At 54.1% G+C, this 19834-nt stretch carries 18 protein-coding genes; 9 read left to right on the top strand and 9 right to left on the bottom strand.

The features are described from left to right. Window positions 1-51: 51 nt before the first annotated feature. The 7 genes from ACFQDM_RS18615 to ruvX all read right to left on the bottom strand — a co-directional run bounded on the left by ACFQDM_RS18615 (window position 52) and on the right by ruvX (window position 7881). Window positions 52-2283 (bottom strand): LPS-assembly protein LptD, encoded by a 2232-nt coding sequence (locus ACFQDM_RS18615; protein WP_377382011.1) that lies wholly within the window; start codon window positions 2281-2283, stop codon window positions 52-54. Between the two features lie 144 nt (window positions 2284-2427). Beyond that, the gene (gene dprA / locus ACFQDM_RS18610) at window positions 2428-3531 is read right to left on the bottom strand and encodes a DNA-processing protein DprA (protein WP_377382008.1); all 1104 of its coding nucleotides are present in this window, start codon (window positions 3529-3531) and stop codon (window positions 2428-2430) included. Then, complete coding sequence (plsY, locus tag ACFQDM_RS18605; RefSeq protein ID WP_377382006.1) at window positions 3528-4157, bottom strand: glycerol-3-phosphate 1-O-acyltransferase PlsY; 630 nt, start codon at window positions 4155-4157, stop codon at window positions 3528-3530. The genes dprA and plsY overlap by 4 nt, the downstream gene beginning before the upstream one ends. Before the next feature lie 3 nt (window positions 4158-4160). Next, window positions 4161-5480 (bottom strand): dihydroorotase, encoded by a 1320-nt coding sequence (gene pyrC / locus ACFQDM_RS18600; protein ID WP_377382004.1) that lies wholly within the window; start codon window positions 5478-5480, stop codon window positions 4161-4163. After that, window positions 5477-6427, bottom strand: a complete 951-nt coding sequence (locus ACFQDM_RS18595) for an aspartate carbamoyltransferase catalytic subunit (RefSeq protein ID WP_377382001.1) — start codon at window positions 6425-6427, stop codon at window positions 5477-5479. Before ACFQDM_RS18595 ends, pyrC begins: the two co-directional genes overlap by 4 nt. A gap of 75 nt (window positions 6428-6502) precedes the next feature. Continuing rightward, the gene (locus ACFQDM_RS18590; RefSeq protein WP_377381998.1) at window positions 6503-7426 is read right to left on the bottom strand and encodes an AEC family transporter; all 924 of its coding nucleotides are present in this window, start codon (window positions 7424-7426) and stop codon (window positions 6503-6505) included. Continuing rightward, entirely contained in the window at window positions 7423-7881 is a 459-nt protein-coding gene (gene ruvX, locus ACFQDM_RS18585) for a Holliday junction resolvase RuvX (RefSeq protein ID WP_377381995.1), read from the bottom strand. The genes ACFQDM_RS18590 and ruvX overlap by 4 nt, the downstream gene beginning before the upstream one ends. 142 nt (window positions 7882-8023) lie before the next feature. Between ruvX and gatC the strand changes: the two genes are divergently transcribed. The 4 genes from gatC to gatB all read left to right on the top strand — a co-directional run bounded on the left by gatC (window position 8024) and on the right by gatB (window position 12091). Beyond that, a complete protein-coding gene (gene gatC, locus ACFQDM_RS18580; RefSeq protein WP_377381993.1) occupies window positions 8024-8311 on the top strand; it encodes an Asp-tRNA(Asn)/Glu-tRNA(Gln) amidotransferase subunit GatC in 288 nt (95 codons plus the stop codon). Between the two features lie 71 nt (window positions 8312-8382). Continuing rightward, window positions 8383-8835, top strand: a complete 453-nt coding sequence (locus ACFQDM_RS18575; protein ID WP_377381990.1) for a DUF6491 family protein — start codon at window positions 8383-8385, stop codon at window positions 8833-8835. A 184-nt stretch (window positions 8836-9019) separates the two neighbouring features. After that, window positions 9020-10501 carry an Asp-tRNA(Asn)/Glu-tRNA(Gln) amidotransferase subunit GatA gene (gene gatA / locus ACFQDM_RS18570; RefSeq protein ID WP_377381987.1) on the top strand — a complete coding sequence of 494 codons (1482 nt, stop codon included), beginning with the start codon at window positions 9020-9022 and terminating at the stop codon, window positions 10499-10501. Window positions 10502-10573: 72 nt separating this feature from the next. Then, window positions 10574-12091: an Asp-tRNA(Asn)/Glu-tRNA(Gln) amidotransferase subunit GatB gene (gene gatB / locus ACFQDM_RS18565; RefSeq protein ID WP_377381985.1), complete on the top strand. Its 1518-nt coding sequence runs from the start codon at window positions 10574-10576 to the stop codon at window positions 12089-12091. Window positions 12092-12112: 21 nt separating this feature from the next. On the opposite strand, the gene ACFQDM_RS18560 is transcribed toward gatB, so the two are convergent. Beyond that, a complete protein-coding gene (locus ACFQDM_RS18560) occupies window positions 12113-12301 on the bottom strand; it encodes a hypothetical protein (RefSeq protein ID WP_377381982.1) in 189 nt (62 codons plus the stop codon). A gap of 284 nt (window positions 12302-12585) precedes the next feature. On the opposite strand from ACFQDM_RS18560, the gene ACFQDM_RS18555 reads away from it, so the two are divergent. After that, window positions 12586-13362: a phosphoadenylyl-sulfate reductase gene (locus ACFQDM_RS18555; protein ID WP_377381980.1), complete on the top strand. Its 777-nt coding sequence runs from the start codon at window positions 12586-12588 to the stop codon at window positions 13360-13362. Here ACFQDM_RS18555 and ACFQDM_RS18550 read toward each other — a convergent pair. After that, window positions 13359-14009: a TetR/AcrR family transcriptional regulator gene (locus tag ACFQDM_RS18550; RefSeq protein WP_377381978.1), complete on the bottom strand. Its 651-nt coding sequence runs from the start codon at window positions 14007-14009 to the stop codon at window positions 13359-13361. The genes ACFQDM_RS18555 and ACFQDM_RS18550 overlap by 4 nt on opposite strands. A gap of 122 nt (window positions 14010-14131) precedes the next feature. On the opposite strand from ACFQDM_RS18550, the gene ACFQDM_RS18545 reads away from it, so the two are divergent. From ACFQDM_RS18545 to ACFQDM_RS18530, 4 genes are all read left to right on the top strand, one after another. Next, window positions 14132-15127 (top strand): phosphotransferase family protein, encoded by a 996-nt coding sequence (locus tag ACFQDM_RS18545; RefSeq protein ID WP_377382506.1) that lies wholly within the window; start codon window positions 14132-14134, stop codon window positions 15125-15127. Window positions 15128-15152: 25 nt separating this feature from the next. Continuing rightward, the gene (locus tag ACFQDM_RS18540; protein WP_377381975.1) at window positions 15153-16394 is read left to right on the top strand and encodes an acyl-CoA dehydrogenase family protein; all 1242 of its coding nucleotides are present in this window, start codon (window positions 15153-15155) and stop codon (window positions 16392-16394) included. Next, complete coding sequence (locus tag ACFQDM_RS18535) at window positions 16394-17431, top strand: alcohol dehydrogenase family protein (protein ID WP_377381973.1); 1038 nt, start codon at window positions 16394-16396, stop codon at window positions 17429-17431. The genes ACFQDM_RS18540 and ACFQDM_RS18535 overlap by 1 nt, the downstream gene beginning before the upstream one ends. A 92-nt stretch (window positions 17432-17523) precedes the next feature. Continuing rightward, window positions 17524-19821 (top strand): TonB-dependent receptor, encoded by a 2298-nt coding sequence (locus tag ACFQDM_RS18530; protein WP_377381971.1) that lies wholly within the window; start codon window positions 17524-17526, stop codon window positions 19819-19821. Window positions 19822-19834: the final 13 nt, after the last annotated feature.

Genomic DNA, 19834 nt, shown 5'->3' with positions numbered 1-19834 from the left:
AGTTATCACGGGGATCAATAAGATGTCACATGAACTTGCAGAAGGGTTGCGTCAATCAAACTGGTCGCCAGCGAGATTGCCGAGTGTTCGAAGCCCGAACGCAATCTTAAGAGCCCCGGAGTCGCCAACGCCCCGATCGCTGATATCGGACTCGCTCCAAGTTAGCCGTATGAAGCCGCAATCGTCGTAGAATTCGACGCCAATAGCTTCACGCCGGCGTTCTTGCGTTTCGATATTGCGAATCTGCGAATACATGAGCTTGATGTTTTTGGTTACATCGAAAGCGCCCTGGATCTGAATGCCTTCACTACCGATGTTTCTGATCTGGCTATCAGAGAGATCGTCAGACAACTCGAAATAAGTGACCCCGGCCTGTAGACGCCAGTATTCCAAGCTGCTGCGCAGCTCCGTTCTCTGCAGCGTGAAGTCTTCGTCCAACCGGAAATTTGATTCGATCGAGAACACATTCCCAAAGCTGAGACCGCTTCCGACGAGGTAGTCGGACTCAGTCTGAGATAGATTGCTGGCACGTGAGAAGCTATCGTCATCCTCAGATTTCCAGCGCCTCGCGACCACACCGTTCAGGCTTAGATTATTGTTGAAGTCAGCACGAGAGCGCACTCCGGCTGCGAGCCTTGTGCCGGTCTCAATCAGGTCGCTGGTCGCAAATGGGTCGGGCTCGAAGGCCATATCGAGCGTGTATTCGTAGAAGGTCGAGTCTTCGTTCGGGAGTGTGCCGTTCTCGATGCTTGATTCGCTATACGCAACCATGGCGATCGGCTCGACATAGATGTTTGCGAATGACGTCCGGTTGATCAGCGGCCAGCGCGCAGTTGCGGCCACCATCCCGACATTGCGGGTTGTACGGTCTTCGACGGTGTCCGTCGTCCCGGTTCCTTCCAGGTAGTAGTCGTAATAGTCAGTCCGCAATTTTGCTTGCGGTTCAAATATCAAGCCAGCCGGGGCGACGTAACTGTTTTCCCATTGAGCACTTGCAGTGACGCGGCGTGTGTCATCGCCTTCCGCGCGATTCAGAATAGAAGTCAGCCCCTGAAATGTAACGAGACCATACTTTCCGAAATCGAGATTCTGTTCAGCAAACGCGAGCGGGGTGACGACGCCAAACTCATCGTCATCATCTCCCGGACGGAGTCCCTGTACGGAGAACGTCGCGACGTCGAAATATGAGGATTTCGTCTGACGGACGGCATAGATCTGGCTGAGCAGGCGTTTTTGTTCTGTGTCGTAAAGGCCGCGTTTTTCATTTTCGCCGGAGATGTCGTATCGGCGTAGATAGAGGTCGTCAGTCACGCGCTCGGCAGAAAAGCCCCAGCGCCAGTCTTCGTTGATGATGAAGCCACCTTCCGCGAAAATATGGCTTCGAAGAGATTCCTCACTTGGAATCAGAGGTCCCGTGAAATTCTCAGGTTCTTCGATGACATTATAATTTTGATCATACTGTATACGATCACCATTGCTATCGAACTCATAGTCATAGGCGAGAGACAGGTCGGCTGTCAGAGAGCCTGACCAGAACCGCTTACGGTATTCGAGTCCCAGTGTCGGATTCACCTTGGTGTGAATGCGCGGCTCAACGATGACATCCTGATAAGGTGAGATTGCCCAGTAGTAAGGTTGCTCGTAAACGAAGCCAAGCTTGGATGAAGAGCCTGGTTTCGGAAATAGAAAACCGGATTTGCGTTCAAGCGTTGGGTCCGGGTGAGCAAAGTAGGGCATATAGAAAATCGGGACGCCTTTGAGTTCAAAGACCGTGTCCTGATAGGAGATCATGCCTGTTTCGGCGTTTTGTACAGCCTTGCGAGCCCGGAGCGACCAAGTGGGTGTATAGTCGTTTTCTTCGCACACATCGCAGGCAGTATAGATCGCGCGTTCAAGCATGTTTGAGCCGTTTTCGGTACGGGTCGCCGTGCGAGCCGCGACGAGCGCATTATCCGGCAATTGTGCAGAGAATTCAGCCGCAACGCCCGAACCAAGTGTGTCGTCCACCTCGATTTCATCGGAAAAGCGAACAGTGCCATCCGGATCCTGAATACGGACATTGCCAATGGCACGGACTTTCTTGGTATCGAGTGAATATATGACGCGATCGGCGCTGAGCTGACGATCCCCATAGCGGGCGACGACATTGCCTTCTGCGATCATTTCCTGATTTTGCTGATTGTCGATCAGGACGTCAGCCTCAAGATACACCTTATCTGCTTCGGCTTGTTGCGCTGCGACCACGGGGGCAACAGACAGGGCCAGTGCCGAAACAGCTAACATGTGAAATTTGGGCACGAGCGTCGCCTCCATACTCTCTTACACGTGGTTATACATATCGTTCGCGGGAAAAAAGGCTTAGTCGTGAGTTAGAGCACAAAATTTGGCGGAATGTTGATGGTAAACCACGGTATTTCTGGATTTTAATTAAACTGCTCTCTGAACGAGTCCGCCGGGCAGAGAAATCGCATGTCCAGCAAGTTCTAGCTCAACAAGGTGGATTGCGCAGATCCGGACCGGGAGCTGACTGGCGACGGCGAGATCGGAAAGACTGGTTGGGGTTGGTGAAAGCAGTTCCAATAGTCGTTGCTGATCCTCCACGTGGACTGGCGCATCCTCAGCGTCATCTGTCTCCAGAGAGGCTTCGGCAAACAAATCACTCTGACGCGGCAGAATCATTGGGGCTATCGCTTCAATGACATGTTCGGCATTTTCGACGAGCGTTGCGCCGGATCTGATGAGGCCATTCGAGCCCTGTGTGCGGGGGTCAAGCGGTGAGCCGGGAATCGCCATCACTTCACGGCCTTGTTCCAGCGCGGTCCTAGCGGAAATCAGAGAACCGGACCGTTTGGCAGCTTCAACGACCACGACGCCGTGAGAAAGTCCTGTTATCAGCCGGTTGCGCCTCGGAAAATCACGGGCCTTTGGTTCAAGTCCAAATGGTGCTTCGCTTATTATGAGACCGTCTCGCGCTACAGCTTCATAGAGTGATTTGTTCTCAGCCGGGTACACATTATCAATTCCACCGGCGATGACAGCAATCGTTCCGGTTGCCAGAGAACCTTTGTGGCAGGCCGTATCAACGCCCCGGGCGAGGCCTGACACAACGGTCCATCCAGACTGGCCTAAATCCCGCGCCAGATCATGTGCTTGTCGGATTGCTGCGGCAGAGGCGTTTCGCGAACCAACCATGGCGACACATTCCGACGCCAAAAGATCAATCCGTCCGAAACATGTGATCACGGGCGGTGGGTGAGATAGCGCGCGAAACAGTGCCGGGTATGCTTCATCTGTTTCGAAAAGGATGGTCGCACCATAGCGTTCTGTTCGATCGATTTCCTGTTCGATCTTGCGATCTGGGGCGAGCAAATGGCCGGATTGGCCAGCGCGCTTCACACGCTCTGGGTATCGCGTCACAGCTTCCGTTGCGCTGCCGTATTGTGAAATCAATTGTCTAAAGGTCAGCGGGCCAATGCCGTTTGTTCTTGCCAGTCTCAGACGGGCAAATCGATCCGCATCCCAGGCTGTCATTTGGCTTCTGATTTCTTTCCGCCAATTTTGGGTTCCGTGCCATCAAGCAGGCGTTTGATGTTCTCTTTGTGGCGCCAGAAAACAACAAGCGTCAAAATCAGGAGAATGCAGATTTCGGTGCCTGTATACCCGAGTGCCCAGCCAACAATCGGGACCAATACGGCAGTTGCAAGCGCCGCCAGAGAGGAACGCCGAAACAGAAATGCAATGCTGAGCCATGAAATCGCGGCGAAAATCCCTAGCGGCCATGCCCCGGCAAACAGAAGTCCGGCGTAGGTCGCGACGCCTTTACCACCTTTGAACCCTAGCCAGATCGGAAAGCAGTGGCCGATCAGGGCCGACGCACCAGCCAGCAGCGCAATTGGCGGATTGAGCGATGAGACGGCGAACATGAAGATCAGGGCAGCCAGGCCCGCTTTACCGGAATCCAGTAAGAAAGTCGCGGCAGCAAGGTCCTTACGTCCTGTGCGCAGCACGTTTGTCGCGCCGATATTGCCGGAACCAATGGTCCGGATGTCTCCGAGACCAGCCATGCGAATAATGACAAGGCCAAACGGGATGGACCCTAACAGGTAGCCGACTATTACAGCGCTGAGGTACAGCAGTGATGAAGTAGATCCATCCATGATTTACGCCTTCAATCGGTCAAAGACACACTGACCTGATACAAATGTCTGCTGGACTTGCCCTGTCATCAGGCGTCCGTCAAATGGAGAATTTCGGGATCGCGACCTTAAGTGGTCTCGCGTGCATTTCCACGGCGTATCCGGATTAAATCGCACAATATCGGCTGGACGACCGGTTTCCAGGCGTCCTTGTGGCAGGCCAAGCAGCTCCGCCGGGGCGATAGTTACTGTTCTTAGCGCATCCATCAGGGACAATTCATATTCAGGTTCAGCCACGACCGATGTCAGCGCCGAAAGGAGTGTTTCTAGGCCGGCAGCTCCAAAGCTCGCTTCCTCGAACGGCAAGCGTTTTTCTTCTGGCGGCTGCGGATCGTGAGCTGATGTCACGCAGTCAATCTGACCGGATCTGATGCCTTCAATCATTGCCAGGCGGTCGTCTTCGGCCCGGAATGGTGGATTAACCTTACAATAGGTCAGATAGGCCTTTCGTGGATCCTGGCTGCCATCACCAATATCGAGCTCATTGAAAATCAGGTGGTGCGCAGCGACGCTAACGGCGCAATTCACGCGCCGCTTTCGCGCATTCTCGATGATTTGAAGGCTGCGCGCTGTGGAGATCTGGTCGACGATGACATTTGCGCCCGTCATCTCGGCGAGGATGAGATCGCGTTGCAGCCCCATCCATTCGGCGTGCGGTGCCATACCGCTGAGGCCCAGGCGTGAAGCAAATGCACCGGCATTCATGACTCCGGATGCCAGGCTTGGTTCATCCGGACGTAACATCAGAACGACGCCCATGCCCTTTGCATACTGCATGACCTTACGAAGCATGCCGGTCGATGGGAGCGGTTGATCGACGTTCGAAAAGAGAATCGCACCAGCTTTTTTCATGAGCCCAATTTCGCTCATGCTTTCGCCTTTCAGTCCGACGCTGATGGCTCCGGCTGGGTATATGTGGTTCAGGATCTCCGACGACTGGCCTGCGCGCCGCAGATAGTCCACGAGTGCTGGAGTATCGATTACAGGATCCGTCTCCGGCATAACCACCATGGAGGTGATGCCCCCTGCGACAGCGGACTGACTGGCCGACTGCAGTGTCTCGCGATGTTCGCTTCCTGGTTCGCCTGTTTTGACGCGTAAATCGATCAGCCCCGGAGCGACCACATGACCGTTGCAGTCGATATCGCTGGACATTGCGCCCGGGAGGGTTGCCAGATGCGGTCCCACGTCCTGAATGATGTCGTCTTCGACAGTGATGCCGCCGAGAATGTCCGTTTCGCTGGCCGGATCGATGAGGCGTGCATTGTAGAGCGTGAACTTCATGACTTCACTCCGGAACGCTGACGCTCAATGACGTTTGAGAGCGTTTCCAGCACCGCCATTCGAACAAAAACCCCCATGGAAACCTGTTCCGTAATCACGCTATTGGTGCTTTCTGTGAGGGCGCTGTCTATCTCGACCCCCCGGTTCATCGGTCCCGGATGCATGATGAGGGCATCGGGTGCTGCATGGGCGAGCTTTCTTTCATCCAGACCATAGAGTTGGAAGAACTCACGTTTGCTTGGAAGATAGGTGCCGTGCATGCGTTCAAGCTGCAGTCGAAGCATCATAACCACGTCGCAGCCGGAAATGCCTTCAATCATGTCCGTATGTGTCGAATGTGCGCCCCAGGTGTCACATCCCGAAGGCATGAGCGTTGGGGGAGCAACGAGACGCACCTCGGCGCCCATGAGATGCAGAAGCATAGCATTTGATCGAGCCACGCGGGAATGCAGAATATCTCCGCAGATGGCGATCTTAAGTCCTTCGAGCCTTCCTTTGTGACGACGTATGGTCAGCGCATCGAGCAATGCCTGCGTCGGGTGTTCATGCGTGCCATCGCCTGCGTTCACGACGCCGCAGTCGACCTTTCGTGACAAGAGGCGGACGGCACCGGAGGACCCGTGGCGAATAACCAGCAAGTCCGGATACATGGCGTTCAGCGTCATGGCTGTGTCGACCAGTGTTTCGCCCTTTTTGATGGATGACGATTGGACTGACATGTTCACGACATGCGCTCCTAGGCGTTTGGCCGAAATTTCGAAAGATGCCTGCGTACGTGTCGAATTCTCAAAGAAGAGATTGATCAGAGTTTTGCCAGCGAGGCTCTGCTCAAGGTCCTTCGTGGTCGTCAGGGCCTGGGCGCGATCCAGAAGACATTCGATATCAAGTCGATTCAGGCCTTCAATTCCTAGAAGATGTCGATGAGGGAACTCATAGCTGAAAGACATCGTGTTCGACTCGTTCGTTCTGGGTTGTTTTGCTCAACTAGTCCTGCGGCGTGCGTCACGTCAACTGAAGTCACTTCAGGATGGCAGCAAACCGAAAACGAACAAAATGGCTGGCATGGTGAATATGGCCAGTACCGTTTCGAGCGCGATCAGGTTAGCCATCAGATGATAGTCTCCGCCGAGCTGTCTGGCCAGAATATATCCATTTGTCGCGGTTGGTGTGGCCGCGGCGATTGCAACGACGACGAGCGGTACACCAGTGAGGTCAAAGCCATAATGCGCAATCAGAACAGCCACGACCGGCATCCCGAGCAATCGGACGAGCGACCACACAACGGTCAGAATGCCAGCGCGTTTCAGAGCATCGAGATTTAGTCCTGCCCCAGCAGCCAGAAGCCCCAGTGTGATGGCTGGCTGCGAGAGCAATTCCAGCGTTGTTTCGATCAGCCCTGTCGGCGGGAGGTGCAACGCATTCAACGTTCCGCCAATGATGCAGGCAATCACTAAGGGGTTCCTGAGCAGCTCCAGGACTGGGTTTCTTTTCTGGTGCGGTTCACTGTCTGCAAAATGCGTGAGCGCGGTGACGGACAGAATGTTCGCCATCGGAATCATGACCGCTGCCGCAAGTGACGTGAGCGCGATGCCTTCTTCCTGAAACAGGACACCTGTCAGTGAGAGCGCGACGAAAGTATTCCAGCGCGAATTTGATTGAATGATGCTGCCGACGGCGGGGCGGGAGATGCCCGGCCATAGTAGTGCAAGCAGGCCGGTGCTCGCCAGGATGACCTGGGCTGCCATCAGCGGAACCGCAATTTTCCAGGGTGCCTGCTCAAAGGGGGCGCGTGACAGCACGAGAATGATCATGGCCGGAAAGAGGACCGTGAAACAGAGCCGCTCCATCGCGCGCCAGCCATCGGGCCCCGGTAAGCCGCGCCGAGCAAGCAAATGGCCCAGGCCGACCAGAAAGACCACCGGCAGCAGGGCACTCAAAAATGTCATGATGCGTTTGCGATTGTATCGAGTGCCGTTTGGAGAATAATGGAAGCCGCCGCCTTATCGATATGGTCAGCGCGCTTGGCGCGGGACAGATCAGCTTCCAGCATTGCGCGTTCGGCACTCATGCTCGACATGCGCTCATCCTGAAATGCGAGGGGTACGTCCCGAATTGCGAGAATATGACGAGCAAGTGCGCGGGCGGACTGAACGCGCGGTCCGGAACTGCCATCCATATTGAGTGGGAGGCCCATCACAAAACCGACTGCGTTCCGGTCGTCAAAAATCCTGAATAGCGCGTCCAGTGTTGGCGCGAGCTTCTTTCCGCGATGGAGTGTTTCTATCGGCAGGGCGGTGTATTGAAGTGCATCACTTGCGGCAACGCCAATCGTCTTGGTGCCTGGATCAAGACCGACAAGCACGCCTTTGTTCGGAAGTTGCAAAAGTTCAATAATCGCCATGTTTGTCTGCTATACCTGTCCGCATACCGGGTCCAGAAAATTTGCGACGAAATGGCGGGCTTTAAGACTGTCATTAAGTTGTCACGATACTTGATTGAATGAGCGGAACTGCCTAAACCGCTATCAAACTGGAGATTTCAGAATGAGCGTCACGAAAGACGATGTAAGAAAAGTTGCCAATCTGTCCCGGATTGCGCTGCCAGAAGAGAAAGTTGCGCCGATGACCAACGAACTCAATGGCATTCTGCATTGGATTGAACAGCTCAATGAAGTCGATGTCGAAGGCGTTGAGCCTATGACCTCCGTTGTTGAAGCATCGCTTCCCATGCGTGAGGACGTCATCACGGATGGGAACATTCAGGACAAGGTGCTGGCAAATGCGCCAAAGTCTGAAGACGGTTTCTTCGTGGTTCCGAAAGTTGTAGAATAACACGAACAGTTCTGCGGGATGATTGAACCTTTTGTGGTTTCGTCGATTTAACCCAGAGCGGGAGAAACAGAATGCATCGAGATAAAGCTATACCAATGGTGTACGGCGCTCTCGTCTTCCTATTGTCAGCATGTGCAACCGCTGCAAACGGCGCGTCGAGCGATGAGCCGCGCGGCATCGAGCGCTATGCCGGGGACCCTCGCCTGGGCGAGGAAGTTTCCAACATGTGCTTTGCTTCGTCAGTAGACAGCTTCAGTGAAAACACCGACGACACGGTCGTGCTGGCGATCAGCCCGAAAAAATCCTATCTCGTTGAAGTGGATCGCGGTTGCTATAATCTCGACACAGCACAGTCGATCGGTCTCGCCGCATCTATGTCCTGCGCCTCAAAGGGCGACAAACTGATTGTGTCTGACAGCGCTTTTGGTCTCGGTCAGTCCAGCGGCATTGGTCCTTCGTCTTGCCTGATCAAGGGCATTTACGAGTGGGACAAAGACGCTCTGAAAATGGATGAAGCGCAATAGTCGATTGCTGATCAGCAGCCTTCTTTTGTGTGATCCATCAGCGAAATTGAAAATTGATCCGCCGGATCGATTTGCACCACTTGAAATTCTGCAGCAGAAACGCTTACCAAGCGGCTGGTTTATTTGAACTGGCTGAGTCACATCTGGTGTGACGCAAACGTGCTCGATGTAAGAAAGAGACAAAATGACTGATCTCACTGCGCTGACCTTGTCTGAGGCCCTGGATGGTCTCGACGCGAAGGAGTTTTCTTCTGAGGAAATCACCAGCGCGTTCGTTCAAGCGATTGAGGCAGCAAACCCTTCTCTGAATGCATATGTCACTGAGCTCCCTGAGAAAGCCATCGCAATGGCGCGCCAATCGGATGAGCGCCGTGCAAAAGGCGAGGGTGGTGTTCTCGAAGGCGCTCCGCTTGGGATCAAGGATCTTTTCTGTACAGAAGGTGTTCGCACGACCGCGTGTTCAAGCATTCTGGGCGAGTTCACGCCGCCTTACGAGAGCACAGTTACATCGAACCTCTGGCGCGAAGGCGCCGTCATGTTGGGTAAACTCAATATGGACGAGTTCGCGATGGGGTCGTCGAATGAAACCTCCCGCTTTGGTGACGTGACAAACCCATGGCGCAGAAACGACGGAAACAACGCCAAGCTGACACCAGGTGGGTCTTCGGGCGGTTCTGCTGCGGCGGTTGCGGCTGACCTATGCCTGGCTGCAACGGCCTCTGATACGGGCGGTTCGATCCGTCAACCTGCAAGTCTGACTGGTACCGTTGGCATCAAGCCGACTTATGGACGAGCAAGCCGGTATGGCATGGTTGCGTTTGCTTCATCTCTTGATCAGGCCGGGCCCATTGCAAAGTCTGTGAAGGATGCGGCTTTGATGCTCAACGTCATGTGTAGCCATGATGACAAGGATTCGACTTCCCTCAAAGTTGCACAACCAGACTGGACGAAGGCGGTTGGCGCTCCTGTGAAAGGCATGAAGATTGGTGTGCCGAAAGAGTACCGTGTTGAAGGCATGCCGGAAGAGCTCGAGAAGCTCTGGCAGCAAGGCATTGACTGGCTGAAAGACGCTGGTTGCGAGATCGTCGATGTCAGCCTTCCGCACACCAAGTACGCGCTTCCTGCATATTACATCGTTGCACCTGCAGAGGCGTCGTCAAACCTCGCGCGCTATGACGGTATGCGTTACGGTGTCCGCAAGGAAGGCGAGGGGCTCTCAGCGATCTATTCCAATACGCGAGCTGAAGGCTTTGGTGCTGAAGTGCAGCGACGTCTGATGATCGGGACATATGTTCTGTCTGCAGGTTATTATGATGCGTATTATCTGCGTGCGCAGAAGGTTCGAACAAAAATTCTGCAAGACTTCCAGAATGTCTTCCAGGAAGTTGATGCGCTTCTGACGCCCACCAGCCCATCGACAGCCTTCGCGCTGGGAGAGCTGTCTGACGATCCGCTGACCATGTATCTGAATGACGTCTTCACGGTGACGGCTAACCTTGCCGGATTGCCTGGCATTTCTGTGCCGGTTGCGACAGATCATCTGGGCTTGCCTATGGGGCTGCAGGTGATCGGCAAGGCGCTCGATGAGGAAGCCTGCTTCAAGGTGGCAGCGCAGCTCGAAGAAGCAGCAAACTTCAAGAAAAAAGCGGATCGCTGGTGGCTGTAAGAGCCTGAGCGCGCAAATAGAGATAGACGAACAGTCCTCCGACGAGATCGGGCCAAGTGAAAGACGAATTCAATGAGCGAACGCAAGCCATATATCATTGAAGGTGAAACCGGCGACTGGGAAGTTGTCATGGGTATGGAAGTCCATGCTCAGGTCGCAAGCAATGCAAAGCTGTTCTCTGGCGCCCCAACGGCTTTCGGCGCAGATCCGAACTGCAATGTCAGTCTGGTCGATGCGGCGATGCCAGGTATGTTGCCTGTGATCAATAAGGGCTGCGTGGAACAGGCTGTCCGCACGGGTCTGGGCCTCAATGCGAAGATCAATCTGTGGTCTCGATTTGACCGGAAGAACTATTTCTATCCGGACCTTCCGCAAGGCTACCAAATTTCCCAGTATCAGTTCCCGATCGTCGGTGAGGGCGAAATTGAAGTCGAACTCGATGACGAGACAAATTTCGTTGTCGGTATTGAGCGCCTGCACCTGGAGCAGGATGCTGGTAAGTCGATCCACGATCTCGATCCGAACGCGACATATGTTGATCTGAACCGTTCCGGCGTCGCGCTGATGGAAATCGTTTCCATGCCGCACCTGCGCTCGCCGCAGGAAGCTGCTGCCTATCTGCGCAAACTCCGTGCGATTGTTGTCGCTCTGGGCACCAGCGATGGTGACATGGAGAAAGGCAATCTCAGGGCGGATGTGAACGTCTCGGTTTGCCCAGTCGGCAATTATGACAAATTCATCGAGACGGGCGATTTCAGCTATCTCGGCACACGTCGCGAAATCAAGAACATGAACTCATTCCGCTTCATCATGCAGGCGATTGAGTATGAGGCGAATAATCAGGTTGAGCGTCTCGAGCGTGGCGAGAAGATCGATCAGGAAACTATCCTGTTTGACACGACAACGGGTGAGACGCGTTCCATGCGTTCGAAAGAAGACGCGCATGATTATCGTTACTTCCCGGACCCGGATCTGCTTCCGCTGGAAATCGAACAGGCCTGGGTGGATGAAATCAAAGCCACGCTTCCCGAGTTGCCGGACGAAAAGAAAGCCCGCTTCATGTCTGAGTATGGTCTGACACCATACGATGCATCTGTTCTGGCGTCAGACTATGAAAAGGCGGACTATTTCGAAGCCGTCGCAAAAGGCCGTGACGGCAAGATGGCGGTGAATTGGGTTGCCAACGAACTGTTTGGTCGACTCAATAAGGAAGACCTCACCATCGGTGAAAGCCCTGTTAGTGCGGCTCACCTCGGTGAGTTACTGGACCTGATCAAATCGGGCGAAATTTCCGGTAAGATCGCGAAGACCGTTTTTGACAAGGTGTGGGCAGGCGAGGGCTCGCCGGCAGAAATCGTCGATAAGGAAGGCCTGAAACAGGTCTCTGATACCGGTGCAATCGAAAAGATTGTCGATGATATCATTGCAGCCAACCCGAAGCAGGTGGAGCAAGTCCAGGCTCAGAAGGCCGAAGGGCATGCCAAACCGAAAGCGCTTGGCTGGTTCGTTGGTCAGGTCATGAAAGCAAGCCAGGGCAAAGCCAACCCGCAAGCTGTGAATGAAATTCTGAAAAACAAGCTTGAGCTTTAGTTTCTCTCAAGCTGAAGCTGCCTAATCCAGCAGCGGGGTGAGTTGCAGCTTCTGCTTCAATTGTTGTGAGAGGTCGTTGTAAAAGGCGGCCTCTTTTTCACGTTTTTCCATATGAATCTGGCGGTCGGTCTGGCCGTGAATCCATTCATCATTCGCCGGCTGGGCGAAGGATTTCTCGTTCAAAGAGACGGAAAAGAATTGGAACCGCATTTACAAAACCCAATGGATTGCGAAGTGAGGTTCACCAAATAACAAGCTCGGGATAACGCCTTCTTCAGACATATTATCAAGCTTGAAAGAGCTGTTAAGGAAATTGTTATCCTTACCGCAGCGTTTACCAAAACCTTTCGAGCTTCTTCTCAGGGAATAGAAAAACTAATTGATCGGTTTGGTTTGCAGTCGTTCAATTTATTGTTCGCATGGGCATATTAGGCAGACTGGCGCACGGCCCCCATTTAAGCTGTGCGACGTCATTTTATTTGAGAAGGTGCGTTATGAGCGCGTTGGCAGAGGCTAAAACAGATATTCAGGAAAGCGAACGCGACACCGTTGGTGAAGTCGCTCGCCTGAACGCAAGATGGCGGACAATTCAGGCCGAGCGTGTGCTGAAGCTTGCCCTGTTGGAAGAGTTTCCTGGTCATATCGCTGTCAGTTCTTCCTTTGGTACGGAAGCAGCCGTGTTGCTTCACCTCGTGTCACGCGTGTATCGGGCGACACCGATCTTTTTCCTCGACACGGAAAAGCATTTTCCGGAGACACTGGAATATCGTGACCAGTTGATTGAGTTTCTGGGACTGCGGGATGTTCGGATTCTGAAGCCGGTTGAATCTGAAGTTGCCGCTGAGGATCCGCGCGGTGATCTGTTTGGACTTGATTATGATGCGTGTTGTGCGCTGCGAAAAACCCGGCCGCTGGAATACGCGCTTGAAGGCTTTGACGCTTGGATCACCGGGCGTAAGCGCTATCAGAATGACGACCGCGAAGATCTGCCGATCTTTGAGGCTGACACAAACGGCAAGGTGAAGGTCAATCCGCTTGCGAACTGGTCGCCGACCGATATCCAGACGTATTTCAATGAGCATGGCCTTCCGCGCCATCCTCTGGAAGCGCAAGGATATAAGTCGATCGGTTGTGCAACATGCACGACACCGGTCGCCGAAGGTGAAGATCCGCGAGCCGGACGCTGGCGCGATAGTGAGAAGACTGAATGCGGCATCCACGTCACGGAAGACGGTAAGGTCATCCGCACGCGTCTCATCGATAACCGCTAATCGGTTTCTGCTGGCGCTGTGATGATTGCTTTCACGGTGCTGGCAAAATGCTTCAGCGTTTCTTCGGCTTGCCAGGTTGGGTGCGGTCTCGACTGGTCTGCGAGCAATGATTCACGAGCTGACAGCACCGCGCCAAGATAGGCGCCGATGAACAGCAGTCGTTGCGTGACCATGGCTTCCGAAAGGTGCGTCATGAAGCGTCGCAAATGGTCAAGGCAGCGCTGATAGCCTGAATTGTATTCGCCGCCCAGAACGTCCATGAAGAAGTCGCGGTGCGACATGCCCAATAGAACAACAAAGCGATTATAGCATTCTTCGTCCTGATCCTGACGGACGGACACCCCTGGATAGATCAGTAAATCGACGATTTCCTGAAGAGTTGCCGGGCTGTCGCGTGCCTCTATCGCGTTCAAGGCTTTCCAGCGCCGATCATTTATAACCCTTGCGCCCTCAATGATGAGCTCTCGAATGAGTGCTTCCTTGGAGCCAAAATAGTAACTGACGGCGGCGTGATTCTTCTGGCCAGACGCGGCCGCTATTTCTCGAACAGTTACGCCATCGACGCCGCGTTCTGCGAACAGTTTCAGCGCAGCTGCTTTCAGCTTTTCTGCACCTTCTGATACTGGTTTCGGGTTCAGTCTGACCACGTGCAATCCATCTATTGCTTTTTCCTCGAAGGCCTATTTATTATCCAAAAGGATAAAACAAAAGGATAACGTAGGGGAAGCGCTTGATTGATGGCGTCAACAAGGCGGTGCTCTGTGACTGGATGACAGAGCAGGGATTGCTTGCGTCCGGGGGGCATGTGGACCTGACGCAATTGACTGGCGGCACCCAGAATATTCTCGTGAGGATCGATACACCGGACGATTCTTTTGTTCTAAGGCGTCCGCCGCTGAGCCTGCGGAAGAACTCTAACGAGACGATGCGACGGGAAGCACGCATGCTGTCAGCCTTGAGCCGGAGCAGCGTTCCGCATCCCGCTTTTCGAGCCGTGTGTGAGGATGTGTCCGTGCTTGGAAGCGCCTTTTATATCATGAACGCCGTCGACGGTTTCAATCCCGTCGAAGGATTGCCCGAGCTCCATGCTCACAGTCGTGAAATGCGCCACGAGATGGGGCTGTCTTTGGTTCGGGCACTGTCCCAATTGGGCGCGTTGGATCCGCAATCGCTTGGCGTTTTTGATCTTGGAAAGCCGGATAACTATCTGCAGCGCCAGGTTTCGCGCTGGAAGGCTCAATTATTGTCATATGATGATGTGGAACAATGGGACGGCCGATCAGAATTGCCGGGTATAGACCGGATCGGAAAATGGCTTGATGAGCATCGGCCCGCGCAAACGATTCCGGGTATCCTGCACGGTGATGCGCATCTTGGGAACACGCTCTATAGCTTCGATGGATCGAAACTGGCAGCTCTGATTGACTGGGAGCTGACCACCATCGGAGATCCACTCGTCGATTTAGGCTGGCTTCTCGCGACCTGGCCAGAGAATGCAGAGGATTTTGGTACTGGCGCGGTTGGCGTAACGCCTTGGGACGGTTTCCCATCGCCGCAGGAGCTGGTGTCGGCATATGGCGAACTGTCGCCGCGCGATGTGCGGGCTGCGGAATGGTATGGTGTGCTTGGTTGCTACAAGCTCGGTATCATTCAGGAAGGCACATATGCTCGCGCCTGCGCCGGACAGGTTCCGCGCGACATTGGTGAAAATCTGCACGAAAGAACGATCTGGCTGCTGGAGCGCGCGCTTCAGTGGATCAGCTAGAAAATAATACACTAGGGAGGAAATAATGGACTTTGAACACAGTACAAAAGTGAAGGATATGATTGCCCGGCTTGAGGCTTTCATGGAGAAGCATGTCTATCCGACAGAGCTCGAGCATCACGACTGGAATGCCAATCCGGATAACCTCTGGAAACGCTGGCCTGGCATCGACAAGCTGAAAGACATCGCGCGCGGTGAAGGGCTCTGGAATCTGTTTCTGCCTGAAGAATATGGTGAATACAGCCCAGGCCTGACGAATCTTGAATATGCGCCACTGGCTGAAATCATGGGACGTGTGCCAGCCTCATCCGAGTATTTCAATTGCTCAGCGCCGGATACGGGCAACATGGAAGTCCTGGCGAAGTTCGGCAGCCCTGAACAGAAGGAGCGCTGGCTGAAGCCATTGCTCAATGGCGATATTCGATCAGCCTATGTGATGACAGAGCCGCAGGTTGCGTCATCTGATGCGACGAACCTTGAACTGACCATAATGCCGGATGGGGATCACTATGTCCTGAATGGTCGTAAGTGGTGGATCTCCGGCGCGAAAAACCCGAATTGTAAGCTGTTTATCGTGATGGGTAAGACGCTGCTCGACAATCCGCGTCACCAGCAACATTCGCAAATCCTTGTCGAGCCAGATACGCCTGGTCTGACAATTGTGCGTCAGCAAACTGTTTTTGGATCGCATAACTCGCCAGGCGGGGAGTCGGAGCTGCGATTCGAGAATGTCCGCGTGCCTAAGGAGAATCTCATCCTGGGTGAAGGACGTGGATTTGAGATCGCTCAGGGTCGCCTCGGACCCGGCCGTATTCATCACTGCATGCGCTCTATCGGGCAGGCCCAGCGTGCGCTGGAAATCATGTCGCATCGCGTCGAGAACAGGGTGGCATTTGGCAAGAAGCTATCTGATCAAAGTTCGATCCGTCAGGATGTCGCCAAATCCTTCTGCGAGATTGAGATGGCCCGGCTTCTGACGCTGAAAGCTGCGGATGCCATGGACAAGTATGGCAATAAGGTCGCGAAAGACCTGATCGCAGCCATCAAGGTAGTGGCGCCGCAAATGGCTCAGACGGTCACAGACCGCGCGATCCAGGCACATGGCGGCATGGGTGTATCCGACGATACGCCGATTGCGGGCTTCTTCACCCTGAACCGTTTTGTGCGGATCGCTGATGGTCCCGATGAAGTTCACATGTCTCAACTCGGCAAAATGAAGATCAAGGAATATGCCGGGCAGAAACAGTACTGGACGGAGCGTGGATAATGAAAGCGCTGACGTATCACGGAGCGAAGGACATCCGCTATGAAAGCATGGATGATCCGAAAATTCATGATGATGGCGATGTCATTGTCAAAGTCGATAAGTGCGCGATTTGTGGCAGTGACCTGCACATCTATCACGGGGAGTCGTTCTCTGAAGACGTTGGCTATTGCATAGGCCATGAGGCGGTCGGAGAGGTCGTTGAGGCCGGTCGCGGCGTTCGCCAGATGAAGGTTGGTGACAAGGTGATGATCTCTGCAGCGGTGGGGTGCGGTCAGTGCCGCTCCTGCCTCGCAGGGAATGTCGTCAATTGTCAGAATAATGCGAGTGGTTGTTACGGGCTGTCCGCCGCACTACAGGGCTGTCAGGCTGAAGCGGTTCGTGTTCCGATGGCTGACAGCAATGCAAGCCGCATCCCGGAAGGGGTGAGCCTGGACCAGGCCCTGATGATGACCGACTCGCTCGCAACTGCCTGGTTTGGCGCACGTAATGCGGACATTCAGAACGGCGCGACGGTCGCCGTTGTGGGATTGGGACCGATTGGTCTCATGGCGGTTCAGAGTGCGTTTGCGATGGGTGCCGCGCGCGTTTTCGGCATTGATCCAGTGGCACATCGTCGTGAAACCGGACGCGCACTCGGGGCTGAGGTGATGGGGCCGGAAGAAGCGGTCGAGCTCATTCGTGAGCAGACACGAGGTGTGAAATGCGACAGCGTCATTGAGGCGGTTGGTCATGCAGGAACCATCCAGATGGCGCTTCGTCTCGTCAAACGCCGAGGCGCCGTCTCTGTGATTGGTGTCAATCAGGACAGGCGTATGGATTTTCCAATGGCTAAGGCCTTTGCTGATGGCCTGACCTTCCGCATCGGAACCTGCTCTGTGACTGAGGAATGGCCTGCGCTTGTTCCTTTGATCCAGAATGGGAGACTCAATCCGGAGCAATTTATTACGCATCGGTATGAGCTCGGACAGGGCGCAGAAGCATATGAGCTGTTCGATCAACGTCGCGATGGTGCCATGAAGGTCATTTTCGAAATGTAGGGAAACGCTCCGGCATGCCGGGGCGTAATGATATGCCAAAAAGTGTTTCTCTTACCAGTTGAGAGAAATTCTCAAGTACTTCGGGGTTGCTGGTGCGTTTGCGACCACGTATCCGCATCCCCATGAAGTATTGCGTACCTTTCGCGCTGTTGGGCGCCCCGCTCGTGTTTCAATCCTTCGGCGCGCACGCGCAGACCGCTGAAAAGCGTATGGAGACGATTTCCGTTTCGGCGACATTCCGCAAAGCCGATATTGAGGACATTCCGGCAAGCGTCGATGTTCTGAGCGCCGACGATATCGACACGGCCAATGGACTGAACTCAGCAGAAGACATCACTCGATTACTCACGGGCGTTCAGGCAGCCGTAGCGAACGGAAGCCAGATTGCATTTCAGATCCGTGGCATCGGTGCGGTCGACCACCAGGCGCTCACGCCCGGTGCCGCCGCGATTTATCAGGATGGCGTTTTTCTCGCGACCAATGTTCAGACTGGGACCATGCTATACGATCTGGAGCGGATCGAAGTCCTGAAAGGACCTCAGGGCACGCTTTATGGGCGGAATGCATCCAGCGGCGCGATCAACTTCCTGACACGCAACGCATCATCCGAACAACTAAATTATCTGGAAGCATCTGCCGGCCGTTTCGAGCGTTTCGACACTGCCTTCGGTTATGGTGACGCACTGGCGGAAAATATTTCGTACCGCGTTGCAGGAAGGTATCTGACCCAAGGGCCGACGCTGGACAATGTTCAGACTGATCCGAACGTTCCGAAAGGTCCGGACGCCGCAGGTGGCGAGCGTGATGAGTTTGGTCTGCGTGGAAGCCTTTTCTGGAAAACATCCGAGCTAACGGATGTATTGCTACGTGCGCACTATGAGCGTGACCGCGGAATTAATGTGACGCCTCGCAATGACTCGCTGGATGTCGATGACTTCGAAATTTCGAGTGAAGGGCTCGGTCTGAAAGACACTGAGAACGACTTCTACGGAATGTCGCTCCGAGCCCGTACCGTCTGGAACGGATGGGATGTCATGTCGCTGTCTGCCTATGAAGGGTATAAGCAGGATTATGGTTTCGACTTTGATGGTTCTCCCGCGCCTTATGGCAGTACCGATTTTAATGCTAACCTGTCATATGATCGCTCCTATGATCAGTGGAGCCAGGAACTTCACTTTCAGAAGAGCTTTGGCTGGGGGCGAACCCTGTTCGGCGGAATGCTATCTGCAGAGTCGTTCGAGCAGCGCTACGTAATCTGGTGCGGTGAGCTTGATCCTGACACATACGTCGGAACATGCGGATATGTCGGTGCGCCTGGGCGCGTCGGCCCGAACCCGGCCTCAGACGGCGATGCGGTGACACTGATCACAGATATTTCGCAGGATCGAACAAGTGCGGCGCTGTTTAACTACACGGATTTTGAAATAGGTCCTCAGACGACACTCACAGTTGGCGCGCGCTATACCTATGAGGACATAGAAGGCAGTGGACAGGGCGTTCACGTGTTTGATGATGGTACGCAGGCCTTCAACAATCGTGATGGTCTCGGGGCTGCAGTCGGCAGCAATGAGATCGAAGAAGGACGATTCACCGGTAACCTGGCGCTACGTTATAAGATCCCTGACTTTGGCGCCGCATATGCTTCCGTGGCGTCTGGGTATAAAAGCGGCGGCTTTAATGGCGAAGTCCAGAACAATGGGACGCATTTCGCCGATGAAGGCTTGTTTGACGCCGAAACGGTTGTCGCTTATGAGATCGGATTCAAGAGCAGTCCAACCGATACGCTGAGCTGGAATATCGCTGCATTCTATCAGGATTATGATGCGCCGCAGGCCCGTATCTTCGTCGCATTCGATTTGCCGGATGGTGGCTCGATTACCAGCAATTCCCTGTCGAACCTCGATGCGGCAATCGCATACGGTATAGAAGCGAGCGCGAGCTGGCGTCCCCTGGAAGGCCTGACGCTCGACGCCGGAGTCAATCTGCTTGAAACAGAGATTGAGCAAGAGAATGATCTGGGTGGGAACGCTGCAACATTCGATGGCAATCCATTGCCTTTCGCGTCTGAAACAACGCTTCGCTTTTCGGCGCGTTACGAGCGTGAACTCGCTGCAAATCGCCTCGGTTTTGTGAGCCTGAATGCTAAATACAACAGCGATTACTATCTGGATGCGGAAGGATTGGATTCGCGCATGCAGGACGGATTTGTACTCCTTGATGGTGCGTTGGGAATGCGCTTTACCGACAGCGATATTCTGCTCGAACTTTGGGGTCGCAATTTGCTCAATGAAGATTATGCCGTGTCAGGCTACGGCTTCCTTGGATACAATACATTTCGCTCAGAACCAGCAAGCTACGGCCTGCGCCTTCGCTGGGACATGAACTCGTAGCAGGATGAACGCC

This window comes from Ponticaulis profundi, assembly GCF_042659465.1.
Classification (GTDB): Bacteria; Pseudomonadota; Alphaproteobacteria; order Caulobacterales; family Hyphomonadaceae; genus Ponticaulis; species Ponticaulis profundi.
This window is presented reverse-complemented; position numbering and strand designations above follow the sequence as displayed.

What these genes read in the sequence shown, in the direction of transcription:
- ACFQDM_RS18555 (WP_377381980.1), top strand. Translation starts at nt 12,586, where the DNA reads ATGAGCGCGTTGGCAGAGGCTAAAACAGATATTCAGGAAAGCGAACGC.
- ACFQDM_RS18595 (WP_377382001.1), bottom strand. Translation starts at nt 6,427, where the DNA reads ATGTCTTTCAGCTATGAGTTCCCTCATCGACATCTTCTAGGAATTGAA.
- ACFQDM_RS18560 (WP_377381982.1), bottom strand. Translation starts at nt 12,301, where the DNA reads ATGCGGTTCCAATTCTTTTCCGTCTCTTTGAACGAGAAATCCTTCGCC.
- ACFQDM_RS18535 (WP_377381973.1), top strand. Translation starts at nt 16,394, where the DNA reads ATGAAAGCGCTGACGTATCACGGAGCGAAGGACATCCGCTATGAAAGC.
- dprA (WP_377382008.1), bottom strand. Translation starts at nt 3,531, where the DNA reads ATGACAGCCTGGGATGCGGATCGATTTGCCCGTCTGAGACTGGCAAGA.
- plsY (WP_377382006.1), bottom strand. Translation starts at nt 4,157, where the DNA reads ATGGATGGATCTACTTCATCACTGCTGTACCTCAGCGCTGTAATAGTC.
- gatA (WP_377381987.1), top strand. Translation starts at nt 9,020, where the DNA reads ATGACTGATCTCACTGCGCTGACCTTGTCTGAGGCCCTGGATGGTCTC.
- ACFQDM_RS18590 (WP_377381998.1), bottom strand. Translation starts at nt 7,426, where the DNA reads ATGACATTTTTGAGTGCCCTGCTGCCGGTGGTCTTTCTGGTCGGCCTG.
- gatC (WP_377381993.1), top strand. Translation starts at nt 8,024, where the DNA reads ATGAGCGTCACGAAAGACGATGTAAGAAAAGTTGCCAATCTGTCCCGG.
- ACFQDM_RS18615 (WP_377382011.1), bottom strand. Translation starts at nt 2,283, where the DNA reads ATGTTAGCTGTTTCGGCACTGGCCCTGTCTGTTGCCCCCGTGGTCGCA.
- ACFQDM_RS18575 (WP_377381990.1), top strand. Translation starts at nt 8,383, where the DNA reads ATGCATCGAGATAAAGCTATACCAATGGTGTACGGCGCTCTCGTCTTC.
- ruvX (WP_377381995.1), bottom strand. Translation starts at nt 7,881, where the DNA reads ATGGCGATTATTGAACTTTTGCAACTTCCGAACAAAGGCGTGCTTGTC.
- ACFQDM_RS18545 (WP_377382506.1), top strand. Translation starts at nt 14,132, where the DNA reads ATGACAGAGCAGGGATTGCTTGCGTCCGGGGGGCATGTGGACCTGACG.
- pyrC (WP_377382004.1), bottom strand. Translation starts at nt 5,480, where the DNA reads ATGAAGTTCACGCTCTACAATGCACGCCTCATCGATCCGGCCAGCGAA.
- gatB (WP_377381985.1), top strand. Translation starts at nt 10,574, where the DNA reads ATGAGCGAACGCAAGCCATATATCATTGAAGGTGAAACCGGCGACTGG.
- ACFQDM_RS18540 (WP_377381975.1), top strand. Translation starts at nt 15,153, where the DNA reads ATGGACTTTGAACACAGTACAAAAGTGAAGGATATGATTGCCCGGCTT.